We start from the raw sequence: 23042 nt of genomic DNA, 5'->3' as shown, positions 1-23042 counted from the left end.
TTTCAAATTAAAATCACTCAATTACAAACCAACTATACAAACATGCTACATTTCTATTTTTATAAAAAACACCCAAAATCCATAATAAAAACTAATAATATATGATTGAAAAATTAAATACATTATTTCTTAAAAAAGATAGTTTACCCAAAAAAAACGGACCATTCTTAAAGCATTTCCATTATTTTAGAGGGTTCGCAATCATTAATATAGTATTTGCTCATTTAATAAGTTATTCTCCTGCACCAAGCTCTCTAATTGACAGTAGCAGAACTGAATTATTAAATTCATTGAGAGAGATTTTATTTCATAATTCTACCATATATTTTTTGTTTGTATCTGGTTTTCTATTTTATTATTTATCATCCAATTTTCGAATAAATGCTTATTATAAAAATAAATTGAAAAATGTAATCGTACCGTACATACTAATTTCAACACTTCTATTATTAATTAAATCTTTCAGATCCTTTGACCAATTCAACATCAATGAATTTTCTATAGAATGGTTTAACAATATTATCTATGGAAAATCACAACTTCAATTTTGGTACATTCCATTTATTTCTATAGTATTTTTAATTAGCCCTTTGCTATTATTAGTACCTTATAATATAAGGATAAAGGCATTTCCTTTAATTTTGTTATTACCTCTATTAGGAACCAGAACCGGGACAAACATTACATTTTATCAATTTCTTTATTTCTTTCCAATTTATATAATCGGAATGCATACAGCAATGCGCTATGAAAAATTGGTTTTCTTTATAAAAAAGTATTTTACTTTAGTTATAATCATTTCTATTACATCTACAATTATGATTTTATTATTTATGATTTTTGATTGGGAATCAGAATATGGTATATTTAGTATAACTGAAGGCCTGTTTTATTTACAAAAAATATCTTTTACAATAATTATTTTAAAATACCTTAAATCACTTCAGTATAAAAATTTAACGGTTCTAAATGATTTTGCAACCTTTAGCTTTGGTATCTATTTCACTCACCTAATATTAAACGGGGTATTAATTAAAGTAAAATTAATTTTATTAGAATTAGTTGCTAATTATTCAGAGGTATTTCTTGCTCCTCTTATCATAACGTATTCAATTATTCTGATATTTATTAATTTAGAAGTATTAAAATTAATAAAAAAAATATTTAAGAAAAAATCACGATTCCTTGTTGGAATATAATGATTATAATCATTTAAATTAAGGATTAGACTTTGAGTAAAAAATATTCGAATTGACACACATATTTTAGATTCACACAAGATACTGAAATAAATTTATCATAGATTTTCTATTAATATTCCACCAATTCAAAGCATAAAAAAAACACCTCAACATGTATTGCCGAGGTGTTTCTAATTAATATTGAAACTCTAGATATTAGAGTAACCTATTTACTTTAAACTCGCTAAACTAGATGTAATCGTTTCAATTTTAGCTAAAGCATCTGCTTCTTTTTTACGTTCGTTAGCAATGACTTGCTCAGGTGCTCCTGCTACAAAACGTTCGTTAGATAACTTCTTTTGAACCGATTTTAAGAAACCTTCGGTGTATTTTAATTCTTCTGTTAGCTTCACAATCTCCGCTTCAACATCTATAGCGCCTTCCATAGGAATAAAATACTCGTTAGATTTTACTCGGAATGTTAAAGCGCCTTCTACTGGTTCTGTAACATAATCGATAGCCTCCAAGTTCCCTAATTTAGAGATTACAGCATCGAAAGCAGTATTCGCATTTTCATTATTAATTACAGAGAAACCAATGGCGTCTTTAAACGCAATATTTTTCTCTTTACGAACGGTTCTAATTCCTGAAATCACTTCCGAAGCAAATTCAAACTGAGTAATTAAATCTTTATTTATCGCCTTCGCTTCTGGCCATTTTGCAACGATTAACGCTTCTTCAGGAGTACGTTCAGCAATATATTGCCAAATATCTTCGGTTAAGAACGGCATAAACGGGTGAAGAATTTTTAAATTATCTTCGAAACGAGCCATTACACTATTGTACGTTGTAGCATCGATTGGTTGCTGATATGCAGGTTTAACAATCTCTAGTAACCAGCCACAGAAATCGTCGTAAATCAATTTATAAATACTCATTAAGGCATCGCTTAAACGGTATTTGCTAAAGTGGTCTTCAATTTCTACTAGTGCATCTTGGAACTTCGCTTCGTACCATTCCAGAGCAATTTTACTAGACTGTGGTTGCTCAATAGTTTCACTAACGTCCCATAAATTGGTTAAGTTAAAAGCATTCCAAATTTTATTTCCGAATCCTTTTCCTTGTTGGCAAAGGGCTTCATCGAACATTAAATCGTTTCCGGCCGCCGAACTTAAAAGCAATCCTACACGCACACCATCTGCACTATAATCTTCTATCAACTTTAAAGCGTCTGGTGAATTACCAAGAGATTTACTCATTTTACGACGTTGCTTATCGCGAACTAATCCCGTTAAGTATACGTTATTAAATGGTCTTTCGTCTTTGTATTCGTAACCCGCAATAATCATTCTAGCCACCCAGAAAAATAAAATGTCTGGCCCGGTTACTAAATCGTTTGTTGGGTAATAATACTTGATTTCTTCATTCTCTGGATTACTAATCCCGTCGAATACACTCATTGGCCATAACCAAGACGAGAACCAAGTATCTAAAGCATCGGTATCTTGTTTTAAGTCTTCAGCTTTTAAATCGGCTTTTCCCGTTTTTTCCTGTGCTAAGGTTACTGCTTTTTCAATAGTTTCAGCAACTACAAAATCTTCTTTCCCATCGCCATAGAAATATGCAGGAATTTGTTGTCCCCATAATAACTGACGTGAAATATTCCAATCACGGATATTTTCCATCCAGTGACGGTAGGTGTTTTCGAACTTCTTCGGGAATAATTTAATTACGGCATCTTCACCTAAAACCGCTTCGATAGCAGGCTTCACTAAATCTTCCATTTTTAAGAACCACTGGTCGCTTAAGCGAGGTTCGATAACCGCTTTAGTACGCTCAGACGTTCCTACTTTATTTACGTGAACTTCAGTTTTTACTAAAATCCCTAAAGCTTCTAATTCTTTAGCTACATTTTTTCTAGCTTCAAATCGATCTTGACCTTCAAATTGCAATCCGAAACTATTTAAAGTCGCATTCGCATTAAAGATATCAATCACTTCTAAATTGTGCTTATCACCTAAATTCTTATCGTTTTCGTCGTGTGCAGGCGTTACTTTTAAACATCCTGTACCGAATTCTAAATCGACATATTCATCTTCTATAATTGGCACCACACGATTAGAAATTGGCACTATCGCTTTCTTTCCTTTTAAGTGTGTAAAACGCTCATCGTTCGGGTTAATACAAATGGCTGTATCTCCAAAAATAGTTTCAGGACGTGTAGTTGCAATGGTTAAGGTATCGTCGCTACCTTCAATTTTATAATTAATATAATATAAGTTCCCTTGACGTTCTTCGTGAATAACTTCTTCGTCAGACAAGGTCGTTTGTGCTTCTGGGTCCCAGTTTACCATACGATAACCGCGGTAAATTAAACCTTTGTTATGTAAGTCGACAAACACTTTAATTACAGCTTCCGACATATCGTCGTCCATTGTAAATTTAGTTCTATCCCAATCACAAGAACATCCTAATTTTTTAAGTTGCTCAAGAATAACACCACCGTACTCTTCTGTCCATTCCCAAGCATGTGCTAAGAATTCGTCGCGAGTAAGGTCGTTTTTATCTATGCCTTGTTCCTTTAATTTAGCAACTACTTTGGCTTCGGTAGCAATAGAGGCGTGATCGGTTCCAGGCACCCAACATGCATTCTTACCTAACAAACGGGCACGGCGCACCAATACATCTTGAATGGTATTATTTAGCATGTGTCCCATATGCAACACACCGGTAACATTTGGTGGCGGAATTACAATAGTATACGGTTCTCTTTCGTCTGGTGTAGAATGAAAATAATTGTTTTTCATCCAGTAATCGTACCATTTACTTTCTACTGAATTAGCATCATATTTTGAAGGAATATCCATCGGCATAATTTTGAATCTTTGTATTGCTTAAAGCGAAAAAACACAACCTAAAATAAGTCACTAATCAGGTCGCTATTTAGAGTTAGTTTTAAACACTTTGGAATAGTTTTTGAATATAAGATGCAAAAGTACTTATTATTCTTTTGATGTGAAATTATATTGCGTGTTTATAGATTAGTAAACCTTAATATAATGTTAATGCTAGGCCAATAACTTAAATAGTCTTGCATAATGAGGAAAAAGTATTTACGTTTACAGTAAATTTAATACATACTATTATGAAACAATTTATAACTATTTTATTTATCGGATTAATTAGCTTCTCAATTCAAGCACAAGATAAAGTTGCTAAAATTGAATTTAAATCGGATACTATCGACTACGGAACGATTGAAAAAGGGGCAGATGGTGTACGTGTATTTGAATTTACAAACACAGGAGATGCACCACTTATTGTATCTAAAGTTACATCTAGTTGTGGATGTACAGTACCAAAAAAACCAGAAGGACCTATTATGCCAGGAAAAACTGGAGAGATTTCTGTAAAATACGATACGAACCGCGTCATGCCAATTAGAAAAACCATTACAGTTATGTCTAATGCAGACACACCAACGGTAGCTTTAAAAATTAAAGGTGACGTTATTGATCCAACAAAATCATAATACAAGTTTGATGTATCATACTTCAACTTAAAAAGATACAAACCCCTTGAGTTCAGACTTAAGGGGTTTTCTTTTACAAACATCTCAAAAAACACTAAATCTACATGTACATAATTTCAGTATCTTGTTAACCTATAGAATCACCACGTTTAAAAAAAATCAAATCCCTTTTCTATGATATTAAAAACCCTTAAAACGTCTTTTTTTTGCAGTCTAATTCTTTTAGTAAGCTGTAAAGAAGAAAACCCGAACACAACTGAAAAAACCATGAACGACAATGTACTAATTCAAGAATGGACAGGACCTTACGACGGTGTTCCCGCATTCGATAAAATCTCTGTTGAGGCCATAGGACCTGCTGTCGAGGAAGCTATGAAACTTAACCTTGCAGAAATAGAAGCCATAGCAAATAACACAGAAGCCCCAACTTTCGAGAATACTATTGTGGCTATGGAAAGCTCCGGAAAACCACTTAGTCGCGTATTTGCCTATTATGGTATTATGAGCGCCAATGTATCTTCGCCTGAATTTAGAGACGTTCAAGCCGAGCTAGCACCTAAACTTTCAGATTTTAGATCTAAGATTTCTCAAAACGAAAAACTCTTCAAGCGCATAAAAACGGTATACGATGCTTCTCAACAAACACCATTAGAACCACAAGCACAACGTGTAGTCGATTTAACATACAAGCAATTTGAAATGAATGGCGCTAATTTAAATGCCGAACAGAAAAAACGATATGCAGAAATCAATAAAGAGCTATCTTCACTTTACACCGACTTTGGAAATAACATTTTGCATGACGAAGAAAACTACATCACCTATTTAACAGAAGACCAATTAGGAGGTTTAGCGGATGGTTTCATCAAATCTGCTGCAAAAATTGCTGCAGATAAAGGACAAACAGGCAAATACGCTATTACAAACACACGATCGTCAATGGATCCTTTTCTAACCTATTCTACAGATCGTGAATTACGAAAACAAGTTTGGGAAAATTATTATTCTAGAGGTGATAATGGAGACGAATACGATAATAACGAGATTATTGCAAAAATTCTACAACTCCGTAAAGAACGCGTTGGTTTAATGGGTTACACTAATTATGCAGAATGGCGTTTACAAGACCGTATGGCTAAAACTCCAGAAAATGCAATGAATTTAATGCTTGCTGTTTGGCCAGCCGCTATTGCTCGAGTAGAAGAAGAAGTTGAAGATATGCAAACCGTAGCAAATGAACTTGGAGACAATATTACAATTGAGCCTTGGGATTACAGATATTACGCAGAAAAAGTTCGTAAAAAGAAATACGATTTAGATAGTGATGAAGTGAAACAATATTTGCAATTAGATAAATTAAGAGAAGCTATGTTTTTTGTGGCTGGCGAATTATTTAATTACAACTTCACTCCTGTTCCAGAAGGAACTGTTCCTGTATTTCAAGAAGACGTAAACGTTTGGGAAGTTACAGATAAAGATTCCGGAAAACATATCGGACTATGGTATTTAGACCCTTACGCCCGCCAAGGTAAACGCTCTGGAGCTTGGGCAACTACATATAGAAGCTCAACTTCGTTTAAAGGTAAAACCAATGTATTAGCCTCTAACAATTCTAATTTTGTAAAACCTGCACCAGGAGAAGCTGTTTTAGTATCTTGGGACGATGCGGTTACATTTTTCCACGAGTTTGGTCATGCACTTCACTTCTTTTCATCTGATGTTACCTACCCAACTTTAAATGGAGGTGTTAGAGATTATACCGAATTTCAATCGCAATTATTAGAACGTTGGTTATCTACAGACCAAGTCATTAACAACTATTTAGTGCACTATAAAACAGGAGAACCAATTCCAGCATCATTAATTGAAAAGATAAAAAAGGCAGCAACTTTTAATCAAGGATTTGATACTACAGAATATCTAGCATCTGCTTTAATTGATATGAAAATTCATTTAGCTGACCCATCAAATATTGATGTTGATAAATTTGAACGCGAAACTTTAGACGAGTTAGGCATGCCTAAAGAGTTACCTATGCGCCACAGAACACCACACTTTGGTCATGTATTTTCTGGCGAAGGTTATGCTACTGCTTATTACGGGTATATGTGGGCAGATGTTTTAACAAGTGATGCTTCTGAAGCATTTAAAGAAGCTGAAGGCGGTTTTTATGATAAAGATGTTGCTGAAAAATTAGTCAACTATTTATTTGCGCCACGTAACGCTATGGATCCTGCAGACGCTTACAGAAAATTTAGAGGTCGTGATGCTAAAATTGAAGCATTAATGCGAGATCGCGGTTTCCCAATTAACTAATACAAATACTTATAAACTAGTTTCAATTAAAAGCTTATTATTTAATTGAAACTAGTTTATATTTTTTCTTTCAGACATCTAGATTGATGAATAGTATTCAATAAGTTTACTTTAGAGGCGATTCTACTTGGAATTTAAATTTCATTTTATACCCATTTCTATCGATTAGAATATTTATAAACTCTCCTTCTCTACCATATAACATCTGAATTATTTCATGTAATTTATATTGGTACACCTCCTTATTATTTATATTCAATACAATATCTCCAACCAACAACCCTGCACGTTCGGCAGGAGATCCTTTACGCAATTCTACAATTGAAAATAAAGGCTTTAATTGAAAATTATAAGATGGAAATCGGATGATATCGACATTCATCTGGCGATTACCAAAATTACCTTCATATTCTTCTTCAACCATCAACTCACCGCGATGCTCAAGTTCAATACCGCTTTTATTGTATTTAAATTCTTCTTTAAATAATTTATTCTTTTTTAATATTAAACGGGCTTTTCTATAATCTACAATTAAATTAAATCGTTTTAAAACGTTACCAGACACACTTCCGTTACGCACTACTAAACGTCGCGCTAACTTAATTGACGACGAATCTGGATAAGACACATTGACTTCTTTTAATGTAAACGAATTTATTTTGAGCTTATCAATTTTTGCTCGTTTTCCATACACACTTCCATTGAGTCCGCTTCCTAGATAATCTACAAAATACTTATCTTGCTCATAGAGTCCTAAAGCTTCATTTTCAAACACCCATAGCGAGTCACTTCCGCCAGTATCTATCAATAATTTTACAGGAATTTGTTTTCCATGCAGCGTTATTTCAGCATTTAAAAAAGGCTTATTATTATAAAATTCAAGATTTACCCATTCACAAGACTTACATTTCTTGTACTTATAATTCTTAGGCTTGTGCATTTTAATATATTTCGAAGCATAGTTTATTTCGACAACAAAATCTTTAAACAAATCGAAACCAATTATACCATGAATAGGAATTCCTAATTGTGGTGTGAAATTTAAACTTGCATCGTGAATAGCATATAATTCTTGATTTAAATTTACCGCTTTACCAATCTTAAAAATATTGTTTTTAGACTTTAAAGCTTCAAACGACTTTCCTTCTCCTAGACCTCTTAACAGATAAGCTTCTGTATTATTAATTTGCAGTGTATCGCGTTCATTTAAAAAACTAAAAACAATGGGTTTTGCAACTCCTGTATCTAGAATAAAAGAGAGTGGCACACCATTTATTTCAACAGGAATAACAATTAAATTATGGATGAGTTGAAAACGTACTTTATCGTACTCCTTATGTTCTGGAAGCACAAAATTAGTTTGAGAAACCCCTAATAGGTTTCCACAAAACATAAAAATCAAAAAAAAGCTCCAATTTTTCATCTATCTGTAAAATTCACCCTCTTTAATTTACGACTTTATTTTTATAACACCATAATTAGACCTATTAAAGAAAATTCCTCAACTTTGTCGTAACAAATATTATACTATGCCAAAAATATCAAACAAAGGCCAGAACATGCCAGAATCTCCAATTCGTAAATTGGTACCTTACTCTGAAAAAGCATACAAAGCCGGAAAAAAAGTTTATCATTTAAATATTGGTCAACCTGATATAAAAACACCTCAAGTCGCTTTAGATGCGGTTAAGAATAATACTTTAACAACAATAGAATATTCGCGTTCTGAAGGTTCTGAACAATACAGAACTAAGATTGCGAATTACTATCATAAAAATAATATTGAAGTTAAACACGACGATATTATTGTAACTACTGGAGGAAGTGAAGCTTTACTTTTCACTTTTGGAAGCATCATGGATACCGATGATGAAATTATTATACCTGAACCGTTTTATGCAAATTATAACGGATTCTCTACTGCTTCTGGAGTAAATGTTGTTCCTGTAATTTCTAAAATTGAAGATAATTTTGCATTACCTCCAATCTCTGAATTCGAAAAATTAATTACGCCTAAAACGAAAGCAATTTTAATTTGTAACCCAGGAAATCCAACAGGTTATTTATACTCTAAAGAAGAAATTCTTCAGTTAGCCGAGTTGGTTAAAAAACACGATTTGTTCTTAATTGCAGACGAAGTCTATAGAGAGTTTACTTACGATGGTGTACAACATCACTCAATTATGTCTATTGATGGTTTAGAGGACTACGCAATTATGATTGATTCTGTATCTAAACGCTACAGTATGTGCGGTGCTAGAATTGGTTGTTTAGTATCGAAAAACAAAACGGTTATTAAAACCGCTTTAAAATTTGCTCAGGCACGTTTAAGTCCACCAACACTAGCTCAAATAGCTAGTGAAGCTGCTTTAGATACGCCACAGAGTTATTTCGATGAAGTTAAAAGCGAATATTTAGGACGTAGAAATACATTAATCGCTGAATTAGAAAAAATAGACGGTGTTAAAATAGGTGTTCCTAAAGGTGCTTTTTACTGTATCGTTGAGTTGCCTATCAAGAATTCTGATAAATTTGCACAATGGTTATTAGAAGAATTCGATATCGATAAAGAAACCGTAATGGTTGCTCCTGCTGCAGGTTTTTACTCGACTCCAGGTGTTGGTTTAAACCAAATTAGAATTGCTTATGTTTTAAATAAAGAAAGTTTAATTAAAGCTGTTACATTACTAAAAGAAGCTTTAAAAGTGTACAAAGACTAGTGAAAATAGAACACAATGTATCTTTAAAACCATACAATACTTTTGGAATAGATGTTGTTGCAAAACATTTTGTAACAATATCTACTCTAGAAGATTTAAAAGCGGTTTTAGAACTTGAATCGTATCCTAAAAAATTAATTTTAGGTGGCGGAAGTAATATTTTATTAATCAAAGCTGTAGATGCTTTAGTTATACTTATCCGTATAAAAGGAATTTCAATTATTTCTAAAACTGAAGATACTGTCTTAGTAAAAGCTAATGCAGGTGAAAACTGGCATGAATTTGTACTTTGGACTTTGAGTCAGGATTTTGGCGGACTTGAAAACATGTCCTTAATTCCAGGAAATGTAGGCACGTCTCCTATTCAGAATATTGGTGCTTACGGTGTAGAATTAAAAGATACGTTCGAATCTTGCGAAGCCATTAATTTAGCAACCAAATCCATAACAACTTTCAAAAAAGAAGAATGTGAGTTTGGATACAGAAATTCAATTTTCAAGCAGCACGCTAAAGGTCAGTATATCATAACATCAGTAACTTTTAAACTGACAACTAAAAACCATATACTTCATACCAATTACGGTGCGATAACTGCAGAGCTAAATGCTAGGCAAATTACATCACCTACAATTCAAGACGTATCTAACGCAATAATTGCTATTAGGCAAAGTAAACTTCCTGACCCTAAAAAGATTGGAAATAGCGGTAGCTTCTTTAAAAACCCAGTTGTAGATAAAGCCGTGTATCTTCATATTTTAAATCAGTTTCCAGATGTCCCAAGTTATCCGGTTTCCGAAACCCAAGTTAAAATCCCAGCAGGTTGGCTTATTGAAAAAGCAGGTTTTAAAGGTAAGCGCTTAGGAAATTATGGCGTTCATAAAAATCAAGCCTTAGTTTTAGTTAATTATGGAGGTGCTACGGGTACAGAAATATTGAGACTTTCAGAAATAATTCAAGCTACAATACAAAGAATTTTTAATATTAGCATCGAATCAGAAGTTAATATCTTATAATTAATAATATTTTATATAACTTTGGTTAGTTACACTAATCTATTGTGAATAAACTAACTAAAGCTAAAAATTTTGATTGCACCTATTGAACAGGAGATTGTTGGGCTATTAAAGCATGGCGATAAAAAAGCCATCACCCTACTGTATGAGAATTATGCAGACACTCTACTTGGTGTAATATCTAAATTGATTCCAGACGAAGACTTGGCGCAAGATGTACTACAGGAAAGTTTTATAAAAGTCTGGAAGAAATCTAAATCTTACGACCCTAGTAAAGCCAAGCTGTTTACATGGCTATATAGAATTTCTTATAATACGGCCATAGATAAAATACGATCCACATCTAATAAGGATAGTAAAGAAGTCCAGATTGAAATTTCTAACGTATATAATATAACAGCCAAAGGTTTAAATCAAGATGTTATGGACATCAAGAAACACCTTAAGTCGTTAGATTCAAAATATCAAATAGTACTTCATGCCCTGTTCTTTGAAGGCATGACACAACAAGAGGCTAGCGAAGAATTAGACATTCCGTTAGGCACAATAAAATCAAGATTAAAAATAGGACTTCGTGAGCTAAAAAAGATTTACGATCCTGAATAAATTACGGACATGAATGATAAAATAACTACATTTTTAAATTCTGATCTTTTAGAAAAATATCTAATAGGAGAAACAACTTCTAAGGAAACAGAATTAGTTGAAAACTACATCTCTAAATTCCCTGAGGTGGAAAACGCATACAATACATTACAGCATAATTTAGAAATTGTCTCTAAATATCATGCAGTAGAAGCACAACCTTCGGTTTTAAATAATGTACTACAGACTTTAGATCAAGAAAACCCTGTTGTACAATTAAACTCTAAGCCTAAAAAACATAAAGTTTGGTTTAGATATGCCATTGCTGCTAGTTTTGTTGCTGCATTGTTTGCGTGTGCATCATTTTTCTTCTTCACTAAAAATTTAGAGTTGAAAAAAGAAAATCAAGTTGTAGTCGATGAAATATTCGACTTACGAAGTGACATCGAAATGAACAACCAAAAGCTAGACAATGTTATGGCTCAGTTTAAGCAATTAAACAATCCTGAGACCGAAAAATACGTCATTAAAGGAAATAATAGAGCTAAAAACTTAAAAACGGTTGCTTACATTAACCCTAAAGAAAAAACATCTATGATAGATGTGGTTTCATTACCAGAATTACCAAAAGAGCAATGTTACCAAATATGGGCCGATTTAAATGGTAAAATGGTTAATCTAGGTATTTTAGATGAAACCGATAGACAATTAAAATCTATACCTTATACAGAAAATGCTCTTGGATTAAACATTACTATCGAGCCTAAAGGCGGAAATAAAAACGCTTCGTTAGAAAATTCTGTTGCAGAAATTGCTTTAAAAAGCAGAGAATAAACACGATATAACACACATAAAATAAGCCTCGCTTTTAATTAAAAGTGAGGCTTATTTTTTACTTTTTTATTAAAATATAGTACATTTGCAAAACCTTAAAATAGGTGATTTAAGTAAAAAATTAAGCTTAAACCTATTGGGTAAAAAAATACTCAGCTATGAAATTACTACTTATAACATTAGTTTTACTAGGATTAGGAGTTGCAGGAATTGCAATAAAAATTTGGGCAAAAAAAGATGGTAAATTTGCTGGTACGTGTGCGAGCCAAAATCCTATGTTAAACGAATCGGGAGAATCTTGTGGGTTTTGTGGTAAAACTCCAGACCAGTATAAAGATTGTAGCGAACCACAACACTCTTAATCCGTTACATGGTTGCACTCGACATTCTATTCTACAGCTTTGTAGCAATTGTCTTTATTCAGTTATTTTATTATTTAGTTTTTCTTAGAACATTCGCGTTTTTAAAACCAACTCAACCTCAAAAAACAGAAATTCCTGTATCTATTATTGTCTGTGCTAAAAATGAAGAAGAGAATTTAAAACAATTCTTACCTTCTGTTTTAAATCAAGACTACCCAAATTTTGAAGTCGTTTTAATAAACGATGCATCTCACGATGAAACCTTAAGTGTTTTCGAACATTTTTCGGAGCAATATAACAACATTAGAATTGTTGATGTAAAAAACACAGAAGCCTTTTGGGCCAATAAAAAATACGCCTTAACTCTAGGAATTAAAGCTGCTAAACACAATCACCTAGTATTTACAGATGCAGATTGCAGGCCAACTTCTACCACTTGGATTTCTGAAATAGCAGCACATTTCAACCATGAAAAATCTATAGTTTTAGGTTACGGTGGATATGCTAAAATTAAAAATTCATTTTTAAACATGTTAATCCGTTTTGAAACGGTTTTAACAGCTTCTCAATACTTTTCTTATGCTAAATTAGGTTTACCTTACATGGGTGTTGGTCGTAATTTAGCTTATACCAAAACTTTGTTTTTTGAAGCAAACGGGTTTATAAATCATATGAATGTGCGATCTGGAGACGACGATTTATTTGTAAACCAGATGGCGAGCAGTAAAAACACGGCATTAAGTATTTCTCCTGAAAGTTTTACAGAATCTGTTCCTAAAAAAACATTTGGAGCTTGGGTTAAACAAAAACGAAGACATGTTTCTACCGTGTCTTACTATAAAAAGAGTCACAAATTTTTATTAGGTCTCTTTTATGTTTCTCAAATTCTATTTTGGATATTAGGAATCGTTTTATTGTCGCTTTTATTTAGATGGGAAATTGTTATTGGCTTATTTACTTTACGTATTTTAATACAATGGATTGTAATGGGTAAAAGTGCAAAAAAGCTAAATGAATCTGATTTAGTGTTTATAATCCCTTTTTTAGAAATTTTCGTTATTCTAACACAATTGGCTATATTTATATCAAATAAGATATCAAAACCCCAAACTTGGAAATAGAACACGCCATAAAAAGAGCGAAACAAAACGATCAAAAAGCGTTTAACTATCTCCTTCACACCTATTGGGAAGACGTTTATGGATTTCAGCTAAAACGTATCGGAAACGAGAATGATGCAGAAGATATTACCATACAAACATTTTCTAAAGCTTTTGATAAAATTGAGACTTACAACGACGATTATGTTTTTAAAACATGGTTAATTACAATTTCTAAAAATATTCATATTGATTTACTTCGGAAGGAAAAAAGTTCGATTTCTAGACAAATTTCTAAAGAAGATGAATACGCTATAAATCAAGTTTTAGATGAATCGCCTTCTGCTGAAGACAAAATTATTACCGATCAAAATTTAGCTAAACTTCTAAGAGACATAAAACGATTAAAGCCTCATTATCAAGTAGTGATTAATCTTCGTTATTTTCAGGAGTTAACTTATAAAGAAATTTCTGTAGAACTTAGCGAACCTATCAATAACGTAAAAGTAAAATTACTCCGTGCTAAAAAACTACTTGCCGAAATTATTCAAAATGAATAAATTATAAGATGCTAAAGCCGTATTTATTCATCAAAACATCTTCATCTTTATAAAATTTCAGAAAATTTATCTAACGACTATATACTCTACTTTTTAGATTATACTTTGTATCTTTGCATTTCGAAAAGAGAAAATTTATGAATTCTGAAACTGCTTCAAACATTCTTCCGGATCGTCTTCCAAAACCAAAATGGTTACGTGTAAAATTACCAACAGGTAAAAAGTATACCGAACTAAGAAGTCTTGTAGATAAATATAGTTTAAATACCATTTGTACTTCTGGTAGTTGCCCAAATATGGGTGAATGTTGGGGTGAAGGTACTGCAACATTTATGATTTTAGGAAATGTATGTACGAGATCTTGTGGTTTTTGCGGTGTTAAAACAGGTCGACCTGAGACTGTAGATTGGGATGAACCAGAAAAAGTAGCACGATCTATTAAATTAATGAAAATTAATCATGCCGTGCTTACTAGTGTAGATCGAGACGATTTAAAAGATATGGGAAGCATAATGTGGGCAGAAACCGTGAAAGCTGTTAGACGTATGAATCCAGAAACTACTCTAGAAACTCTTATTCCAGATTTTCAAGGTGTAGAACAACATATTGATCGTATTATAGATGTAGCCCCAGAAGTTGTATCTCATAATATTGAAACAGTAAGACGTTTAACTCGTGATGTTAGAATTCAAGCCAAATACGATCGTAGTTTAGGTGTTTTAAAATACTTAAAAGCTCAAGGACAACGCAGAACAAAATCTGGTATTATGCTAGGTCTTGGTGAAAAACGTGAAGAAGTAATAGAAACATTACACGATTTAAGAGCTAATGATGTTGATGTTGTTACTATAGGTCAATACTTACAACCTAGTAAAAAACATTTGCCAGTAAAACAGTTTATTACACCGGATCAATTTGCAGAATATAGAGAAATTGGACTAGACTTAGGATTTAGACACGTAGAAAGTAGCTCTTTAGTACGTTCTTCTTACAAAGCTCAGAAACACATTAACTAATGATTAATGTTGCCATAAATGGTTTTGGGCGTATTGGACGTCGTGTTTTTAGATTATTACAGGAACATTCTCATATTAACGTTGTTGCTATTAACGATTTAGCAGATGCTTACACTTTAAGTCATTTGCTTAAATACGATAGCATACACGGAGTTTCTAATCAGATTATTACTCACGCCGGAAATACAATTGTAGTTAACGATGTTAAGATTCCATTGCTTAATGAAACACATCCAAAAACAATTGATTGGAGTCCATACAACGTAGATTTTGTAGTAGAATCCACAGGTAAATTTAAAACAAAACTGGAGCTTCAGCATCATATAAATAACGGGGCAAAACGTGTAATTCTAAGTGTGCCTGCTTTAGAAGACGATATTAAAACCATAGTGCTAGGTGTAAATGACCATTTAATTGACGGTACAGAAACCATTATTTCTAATGCATCTTGCACCACTAATAATGCCGCACCTATGATGGCAATTATTAATGATAATTTTGGTGTCGAGCAAGCTTACATTACAACTATACATTCGTACACCACAGACCAATCTTTACACGATCAGCCACACCGCGATTTACGTCGTGCTCGTGCTGCAGGTCAATCTATTGTTCCTACAACTACAGGAGCAGCAAAAGCATTAACAAAAATATTCCCAGAGCTTTCGGATGTTATAGGTGGATGCGGTATTCGAGTTCCTGTTGCCAATGGCTCGCTAACAGATATTACGTTCAATATAAAAAAAACAGCTACAATAGAAGACGTTAATCAAGCTTTTAAGACGGCTTCCGAAACACATTTTAAATCTATCTTAGAATATACAGAAGACCCTATTGTTTCAATAGACATTGTGGGAAATCCTCATTCCTGCATTTTTGATGCTCAAATGACTTCGGTTATTGGAAATATGGTTAAAATTATAGGTTGGTACGATAATGAAACAGGATATTCTAGTAGAATCATAGATTTAATATGTAAGTTGTCGGAAAAATAATTATTTTTATCGAATGCCAATTTTATTTACTTGAAAGTAACTTCTTAATATGCTTAACATCAAACATTACATTTGGGTAATCTTTTTGCTAATTACTATCGGCATAAATGCGCAGGATACTGTACATAGCGACCCAGAAACCATTCAAAATACTATAGATTTTCGTATTACCCAAGCGCAATACGATATCGATAATAACAACTACTATCCTGCAAAGAAAAAACTAGAAGAAGCTTTAAATCTTGCTCAAAGTATAGATAATAAGAAAAGTATTGGTCTTATATATTCTAAACTGGGTAAATTAGAGTTTATTATTGAGGAGCCTACAGAAGCCATAAAAACACTTACTAAAGCTATAGAAGTACAACGTTTTGCTAAGGATAATATAAACATAGCCGAAACCTACAAGACGCTTGGAAACGTTTTTATGTATCTAGAAGATTACGAACAAGCGCTTACGTATTACAAGGCCTCACTATCACTTTTTGAACAGGAAAATTTAAGTGAATTTGAAGCTGAGGTACTTTTAAACGAAGGAAAAACATACATGGCGTTAAAGCAATATAGAAAAGCAAGAGAACGCATTGATAAGTCTTTAGCATTAGCCCAACGTTTCGATTTAACAAAAATTAAAAGCAGTGCCTTAATTCATCAAGCTAAAGTTTACTATTTCTTAAACGATGACGAAAGTGCATTAAAACTAGGAAATCAGGGATTACTCCTTGCCGAAAGTAACAATTACACAGACGTTTTAAATAATGGTTATTTAATTTTAAGTGAACTAAACGAAAAATTAGGAAACTATAAATTATCGACACAGTATTTAAAAAATCACATCACGTTATCTCAATCTTTATTAGAGCAAAAACGTAAAAATTTAACCCCAGAAAAGAAAGCTAAATTTATTTTAGATAGTCAAACAGAGTTTCAAAAAGAAAAAGAAGCCGATTTAGAAAAACTTAAAATAGAAAAAGGATACAGCAAATTAGCTACCATTTTAAGTATTGCATTAATTACTATCCTTTCGCTTTTAACATTATCGCTATACAAAAACAACAACATTAGGCTGAAAACCAACAATATGTTGCACAAAAAGAATGGCGAATTAATTTTAGCAAAAGAAAAAGCTGAACTCGCTTCTAAAACAAAGGCCAACTTTTTATCTACAGTTACTCACGAACTCAGAACTCCATTATACGCCGTAACGGGGTTGACCACGATGTTGTTAGACGAAAATCCGAAACCTGATCAAATTCAACATTTAAAATCGCTTCAATTCTCTGGTGATTATTTACTAAACTTTATAAATGACATTCTTCAAATTAACAAAATTGAAGCCAATAAAGTAGATATAGAATATGAGATTTTCGACTTAAAAAAGAAGATTTCAGACGTTGTATCCGCCTTAAACAATTCGGCTCTAGATAATGGTGTTACCATACATTTTGAATACGACGAAGCTCTACCAATTAACTTTAAAGCCGACCAAATAAAATTATCACAAATCCTGATTAACCTAATAGGAAATTCTATTAAGTTTACTAATGATGGTGATATATGGGTTAGAGCGATTAAAGTAAATAACATTAAGGATATCTATACCATAAAATTTGAAATTGAAGACAACGGGATTGGTATTAGTGAAGAGAAACAAAAACATATGTTCGAAAGTTTCTCTCAAGGCTCGATTCAAATCAATAGAAAATATGGTGGTACTGGTTTAGGACTATCTATTGTTAAAGGTTTAATAGATATTTTAAACGGTAAAATTTATCTTAGAAGTGAACTAGGCAAAGGAACATGTTTCTATTTTGAGATTCCATTAAAACACACTACAGAGCAAGTCGCTCCTAAGAAAAACAAAGATTACTTTAAGAATATTACTGAATTAGAAATGAGTAATATTAAAATTTTAGTGGTAGAGGATAACAAGATTAACCAAATGATTACCAAGAAAATTTTAACCAAAATGAACCTAAATTGTGAGGTGGTAGACAATGGTGAAGAAGCGGTAGACTTGGTAAAAAACAATCATTACGATGTGGTTTTAATGGATATTCACATGCCTGGAATTAGTGGTATTGAAGCCACCAAAATAATAAGAACCTTCGATAGAGATCTTAATATTTTTGCTCTTACAGCTGTTACTATTGAAGATAAAATGCAAGAATTTGATGAAGCTGGTTTTAACGACATTATATCTAAACCGTTTAAACAAGAAGACTTCGAAAAGAAATTATACAAAGCCGTTATTGGTAATACAGACGAATTGACTTAATAAGATGTTATAAAATTTTGTATTGAGGCATTAAAATCAAGAGGATTATCTAGTTCAATTTCGATACCTAAATAGTATAATGTATCCTCCAAAAATGCAAACTGATTAAGTCGCATAAAATCTTTTTCTGTTGTAATAATAAGTGATTTCACTTTAAAGGTTTCTAATTCATCTGTAGTAAAATCGTGATGATCTTTAAAGTTTAAATGTTCAAAATCTAAACCCATATTTAATAAATAATCGACTAAAGGTTTAGGATTTGCGATTCCGGTAATTAACGTAAACTTTGGAAGTTGTACTAATGGTTTTTTATCAGATTTTGAAACCACAAATTCAGCATACTTTATAGTACTAAAAAACACCTTCTGATTTGGTTCTGGAGATATACGTGTTACGATATAGGTCTTCGCTTCAGTTTTAAGAGATGTTGGACACTTTGTTACTACAATTATATCTGCACGCTTTGCTCCGCTTTTAGGCTCTCTTAAATCACCTGTAGGGAGCACATAATCGTCGGTAAACAAATTAAAATACGTGGTAAGCATTATATTAAAACCTGCTTTTACTTTTCTATGTTGAAAAGCATCATCTAATAAAATTACATTTGGTTTCGGTTCTAATTCGCGTAGTTTAAGAATACCAGCTCCCCTATCGGCATCTACAGCAACGGTAATTTCTGAAGCATACTTAGAGTAAAACTGAAAAGGTTCATCTCCAAGAACATCTGCCGTTACCCCAGATTTCCCAACTTGAAATCCTTCACTCTTACGCTTATAACCTCTACTTAATGTAGCCAGTTTATAATCATTTTTTAAAGTCCGTATTAAATACTCAATCATAGGCGTTTTACCCGTACCACCAACACTTAAATTTCCTACACAAATTACAGGAAAATCGTACGAGGTTGATTCTAAAACACCTAAATCAAATAATTTATTTCGCAACCATGTTACACCATAATAAATGGGAACAATGGGAAAGAATATGTAACGTAATAATTTCATTGTAACGAAAGTAAATATTTTATCTTTGTTTTAAACCTAATACCAAAAATATTATGATTGTTCAAGACGTTATCAACCATCTTGAGGATTTAGCTCCTTTAAATTATGCCGAAGATTTCGATAATGTTGGACTACTTGTAGGCGATAAAAACGAAAAATTAACTGGTGTTTTAATCACTCTAGACACCTTAGAATCTGTGGTAGATGAAGCTATTGAAAACAACTGTAATCTCATTGTTAGTTTTCATCCCATTATTTTTAAAGGCTTAAAAAAACTCACAGGAAAAACCTATGTAGAACGTGTGGTTTTAAAAGCGATTAAACATAATATTGCTATTTATGCCATTCATACGGCATTAGATAATCATATACAAGGCGTAAATGCTATGATTTGCAACCAACTTGGTTTAGTTAACACATCCATTTTAATTCCGCAGAAAAGTACCATTAAAAAATTAACAACCTATGTGCCTAGACAGGAAGCAGAAGCATTACGTCAAGCTTTATTTAACGCAGGTGCTGGACAAATAGGAAATTATTCTGATTGCAGTTTTAATATTGAAGGGACCGGCTCCTTTAACGGGAATACAAATTCGAATCCTACAATTGGACACAAAGGTGAAACTCATTTTGAAGAAGAGACACAGATTTCGGTAACATTCGCCAAACATTTAGAGTCTAAAATTCTGAAATCCCTATTCAACACGCATTCTTATGAAGAAGTTGCTTACGAAATTGTCACATTAGAAAACACAAATCAACATATTGGTATTGGGATGATAGGTGAATTTGAATCTGAAATGAATGAAAAACAATTCCTAAACTATCTAAAATCGAAAATGAATACCGCTTGTGTTAGACATAGTGAATTATTAGATAAACCCATAAAAAAAGTTGCCGTTTTAGGAGGTTCGGGAAGTTTCGCTATTGCAAATGTTAAACATGCTGGAGCTGATGCTTTTATAACAGCAGACTTAAAGTATCATGACTTTTTCTCTGCAGAAAACAAACTAATTTTAGCCGATATTGGGCATTTTGAAAGTGAACAGTTTACAAAAAATGGTTTAGTAGCGCTTCTTACAAAAAAAATCACTAATTTTGCAATCGTTTTATCAAAGACCGATACAAACCCTGTTAAGTATTTTTAAAGTATGGCAAAAAGTAAAGAAGTAACTGTAGAAGAACGTTTAAGAGCTTTATACGATTTACAACTTATCGATTCTAGAATCGATGAAATTAGAAACGTTCGAGGAGAACTACCTTTAGAGGTGCGTGATTTAGAAGATGAAGTTGCTGGACTACAGACAAGACTTGAGAAATTAGACGCAAGTCTAGACGTTTTAGATGAAGAAATTAAGTCTAAAAAGAATATAATTGAAGAAGCTAATTCTTTAATTAAAAAATATAATACCCAGTTAAAAAACATTAGTAATAACAGAGAGTATAACTCGCTTACTAAAGAAGTTGAATTCCAAGAATTAGAAATTGAATTGGCTGAAAAGCACATCAATGAATTCAAGGTTCAAATCGAACAAAAGAAAGAAATCATCGCTCAGACTAAAGAACGTTCTAAAGAACGTCAAGCGCATTTAAAGCACAAAAAAGGTGAATTAGATGCTATTTTATCTGAAACAGAGAAAGAAGAATCTGCATTAATTGCAAAATCTGACGAATACAAAACATTAATCGAGGAGCGCTTAGTAAAAGCTTATACAAGAATTCGTACTAATGTTAAAAATGGTTTAGCAGTTGTAGCCGTAGAAAGAGGTGCTTCTGGAGGATCTTTCTTTACTATTCCACCACAAATTATTATGGAAATTGCGTCTCGTAAAAAAATCATTACAGATGAGCATAGTGGTAGAATCTTAGTTGATGAAGCTTTAGCAACAGAACAAAAGGAAAAAATGGAAAAGCTTTTCGCTAAGTTTTAAAACTTTCCTTTTATAAAATATATAAACCGTTTAAAATAAATTTTAAACGGTTTTTTTATGCGCAGTTCCTAAATTAGGCACGCATAAAAAAAGGAATTATCTATTAAGATAATTCCTTTCATTGTTTAATTTGCTTATTTAGTGATTGCTTTATTTTACTAAAGCAGCTTCAATTAATTTTTGAGCACCTACAGCGTTAGTAGCTTTTGCATAATCTAATGCGCTATACCCTTTATTATCTTTTACTCTAAGGTTTGCCCCTTCAGCAATTAATAATTCAAGAATTTCAGTTCTATTATATCTTGCTGCATACATTGCAGGCGTTTGTCCGTTAGATTTTTTGTTTACACTCTCACCATTGGCAATTAATTTTTTAACTATATCTAAATCTCCTTTAGCTATAGATGTGCATAATAAATTAACCGTTGGTTTATTTACTTCTACAGTTAAAATATTTGAATTTGTATTACTAATAAAATTAGAAGCTTGAACTTGAGTTGATGTAGCTCCAAATACGATTGCGATAATAAATAATAGCTTTTTCATAATTACGGTATTTTTAAAATAAATAGATAATTTTAAATATATTTTAATATACAGCAAATTTAATGAGAATATGATAATTTTAATATGCTACAATACCGTTTTAACATAACATTAACACGGTGATTTCAAGACCTGTTTTTTGTCATATTTTGCATATATCGACTATAATTTTGCCAAAAAATTAAGATAAATACGAGGTCTATATTCAGAGTATAAAATTAATTAAACAAACCTTACTATCTATTGAAAAATAATCATTTTTAATTTCAAAAAAAACGATTGAAAACGTTTGAATTGAATTAGCAATATTCCTTATTAACATTAAATATCTGACAAAATCTCATACAATTCGATGCTAAAAACACATGTCTACAAAAAAAGCTGCCTTTAAGAAGACAGCTTTTTAAAACCAAATAACAAACTAAATTTTTATCACCTATTTCTTTAAATTTGCCTCTAATATCATTTGAGCTTCTTTTGCATTTGTAGCTATTGAGTACTCAAGTGCAGTATATCCTTTATCACACTTTACTGTTAATTTGGCTCCTCTAAGAATTAAATATTTAAGAATTTCTGTTCTATTATATTTAGATGCATACATAGCTGGAGTAAGACCGTTAGATTTCTCGTTAACATCTTCTCCAAATTCGATTAATTTTTTAACAGTTTCCGTATCGCCCTTAGCAATTAAAGTACATAGCAAATTAACTAAAGGTTCTGTATTGTTTAGGTTAGAATACATGTAATCTGCATGAGAAGAATAATTACCACTCTGAACAGGTGTAGATGCTGAAACAAAAGTAATAGCGACAATAAAAAATAAAGTTTTCATAGGTAAGTTTTTTAAAATGTGATTAGAATTAAATATCCTGTTTAAAGGGGTAATGATTTTTTTATCTGACTCCTGAAATAAATAGGAATCTAGATGTAATTCGGGGACATAAAAATGTCTGTTAATGTTTTTCATAATGATTGATTTTTAATTGATGATTATACTACAAAGACTGTAAAAACTTTAAAACGTTACAGTTTAGGTGTTACTTAACAGCATATTAATCATTTGGTAACA

20 protein-coding genes are annotated in these 23042 nt (G+C 32.2%); 15 read left to right on the top strand and 5 right to left on the bottom strand.

Annotation, left to right across the window (positions count from 1 at the left end):
• Window positions 1-101: 101 nt before the first annotated feature.
• Window positions 102-1199 (top strand): acyltransferase family protein, encoded by a 1098-nt coding sequence (locus tag BN863_RS02675; RefSeq protein ID WP_038527190.1) that lies wholly within the window; start codon window positions 102-104, stop codon window positions 1197-1199.
• A 212-nt stretch (window positions 1200-1411) separates the two neighbouring features.
• Here BN863_RS02675 and BN863_RS02670 read toward each other — a convergent pair whose 3' ends face one another.
• Window positions 1412-4048, bottom strand: coding sequence for a valine--tRNA ligase (locus BN863_RS02670; protein WP_038527187.1), 2637 nt, complete (start codon window positions 4046-4048; stop codon window positions 1412-1414).
• A gap of 278 nt (window positions 4049-4326) precedes the next feature.
• On the opposite strand from BN863_RS02670, the gene BN863_RS02665 reads away from it, so the two are divergent.
• Together BN863_RS02665 and BN863_RS02660 are read left to right on the top strand one after the other, a co-directional pair.
• Window positions 4327-4713 carry a DUF1573 domain-containing protein gene (locus BN863_RS02665; RefSeq protein ID WP_038527184.1) on the top strand — a complete coding sequence of 129 codons (387 nt, stop codon included), beginning with the start codon at window positions 4327-4329 and terminating at the stop codon, window positions 4711-4713.
• Window positions 4714-4887: 174 nt separating this feature from the next.
• Window positions 4888-7029 carry a M3 family metallopeptidase gene (locus BN863_RS02660; RefSeq protein ID WP_038527182.1) on the top strand — a complete coding sequence of 714 codons (2142 nt, stop codon included), beginning with the start codon at window positions 4888-4890 and terminating at the stop codon, window positions 7027-7029.
• Between the two features lie 106 nt (window positions 7030-7135).
• Here BN863_RS02660 and BN863_RS02655 read toward each other — a convergent pair whose 3' ends face one another.
• Entirely contained in the window at window positions 7136-8452 is a 1317-nt protein-coding gene (locus BN863_RS02655) for an aspartyl protease family protein (RefSeq protein WP_038527179.1), read from the bottom strand.
• A 106-nt stretch (window positions 8453-8558) separates the two neighbouring features.
• Between BN863_RS02655 and BN863_RS02650 the strand changes: the two genes are divergently transcribed.
• The 10 genes from BN863_RS02650 (at window position 8559) to BN863_RS02605 (ending at window position 18492) form a co-directional block, all read left to right on the top strand.
• Window positions 8559-9749: a pyridoxal phosphate-dependent aminotransferase gene (locus BN863_RS02650; RefSeq protein ID WP_038527176.1), complete on the top strand. Its 1191-nt coding sequence runs from the start codon at window positions 8559-8561 to the stop codon at window positions 9747-9749.
• Window positions 9749-10762: a UDP-N-acetylmuramate dehydrogenase gene (gene murB, locus BN863_RS02645; protein WP_038527172.1), complete on the top strand. Its 1014-nt coding sequence runs from the start codon at window positions 9749-9751 to the stop codon at window positions 10760-10762. The genes BN863_RS02650 and murB overlap by 1 nt, the downstream gene beginning before the upstream one ends.
• A gap of 72 nt (window positions 10763-10834) precedes the next feature.
• Complete coding sequence (locus BN863_RS02640) at window positions 10835-11368, top strand: RNA polymerase sigma factor (protein WP_038527170.1); 534 nt, start codon at window positions 10835-10837, stop codon at window positions 11366-11368.
• A gap of 9 nt (window positions 11369-11377) precedes the next feature.
• Window positions 11378-12181 (top strand): anti-sigma factor, encoded by an 804-nt coding sequence (locus tag BN863_RS02635; RefSeq protein WP_038527167.1) that lies wholly within the window; start codon window positions 11378-11380, stop codon window positions 12179-12181.
• Window positions 12182-12339: 158 nt separating this feature from the next.
• Window positions 12340-12543 (top strand): hypothetical protein, encoded by a 204-nt coding sequence (locus BN863_RS02630; protein ID WP_038527164.1) that lies wholly within the window; start codon window positions 12340-12342, stop codon window positions 12541-12543.
• 8 nt (window positions 12544-12551) lie between these two features.
• A complete protein-coding gene (locus BN863_RS02625) occupies window positions 12552-13664 on the top strand; it encodes a glycosyltransferase (protein ID WP_038527162.1) in 1113 nt (370 codons plus the stop codon).
• A complete protein-coding gene (locus tag BN863_RS02620; protein WP_038527159.1) occupies window positions 13655-14203 on the top strand; it encodes an RNA polymerase sigma factor in 549 nt (182 codons plus the stop codon). Before BN863_RS02625 ends, BN863_RS02620 begins: the two co-directional genes overlap by 10 nt.
• Before the next feature lie 137 nt (window positions 14204-14340).
• The gene (gene lipA / locus BN863_RS02615) at window positions 14341-15219 is read left to right on the top strand and encodes a lipoyl synthase (RefSeq protein WP_038527157.1); all 879 of its coding nucleotides are present in this window, start codon (window positions 14341-14343) and stop codon (window positions 15217-15219) included.
• The gene (gene gap, locus BN863_RS02610) at window positions 15219-16214 is read left to right on the top strand and encodes a type I glyceraldehyde-3-phosphate dehydrogenase (RefSeq protein ID WP_038527154.1); all 996 of its coding nucleotides are present in this window, start codon (window positions 15219-15221) and stop codon (window positions 16212-16214) included. Before lipA ends, gap begins: the two co-directional genes overlap by 1 nt.
• Before the next feature lie 49 nt (window positions 16215-16263).
• Window positions 16264-18492, top strand: a complete 2229-nt coding sequence (locus BN863_RS02605) for an ATP-binding protein (protein WP_038527153.1) — start codon at window positions 16264-16266, stop codon at window positions 18490-18492.
• Here BN863_RS02605 and lpxK read toward each other — a convergent pair.
• Window positions 18489-19496 carry a tetraacyldisaccharide 4'-kinase gene (gene lpxK, locus BN863_RS02600; protein ID WP_038527150.1) on the bottom strand — a complete coding sequence of 336 codons (1008 nt, stop codon included), beginning with the start codon at window positions 19494-19496 and terminating at the stop codon, window positions 18489-18491. The genes BN863_RS02605 and lpxK overlap by 4 nt on opposite strands.
• Before the next feature lie 53 nt (window positions 19497-19549).
• On the opposite strand from lpxK, the gene BN863_RS02595 reads away from it, so the two are divergent.
• Together BN863_RS02595 and BN863_RS02590 are read left to right on the top strand one after the other, a co-directional pair.
• Window positions 19550-20644, top strand: a complete 1095-nt coding sequence (locus tag BN863_RS02595) for a Nif3-like dinuclear metal center hexameric protein (RefSeq protein ID WP_038527148.1) — start codon at window positions 19550-19552, stop codon at window positions 20642-20644.
• A gap of 3 nt (window positions 20645-20647) precedes the next feature.
• Entirely contained in the window at window positions 20648-21427 is a 780-nt protein-coding gene (locus BN863_RS02590; RefSeq protein ID WP_038527145.1) for a zinc ribbon domain-containing protein, read from the top strand.
• Between the two features lie 150 nt (window positions 21428-21577).
• Here BN863_RS02590 and BN863_RS02585 read toward each other — a convergent pair whose 3' ends face one another.
• Window positions 21578-21973 (bottom strand): ankyrin repeat domain-containing protein, encoded by a 396-nt coding sequence (locus BN863_RS02585; RefSeq protein ID WP_038527142.1) that lies wholly within the window; start codon window positions 21971-21973, stop codon window positions 21578-21580.
• 436 nt (window positions 21974-22409) lie between these two features.
• Window positions 22410-22805, bottom strand: coding sequence for an ankyrin repeat domain-containing protein (locus BN863_RS02580; RefSeq protein WP_038533055.1), 396 nt, complete (start codon window positions 22803-22805; stop codon window positions 22410-22412).
• Window positions 22806-23042: the final 237 nt, after the last annotated feature.

Origin of the sequence: Formosa agariphila KMM 3901 (genome assembly GCF_000723205.1) — a bacterium.
Lineage (GTDB): Bacteria > Bacteroidota > Bacteroidia > Flavobacteriales > Flavobacteriaceae > Formosa > Formosa agariphila.
This window is presented reverse-complemented; position numbering and strand designations above follow the sequence as displayed.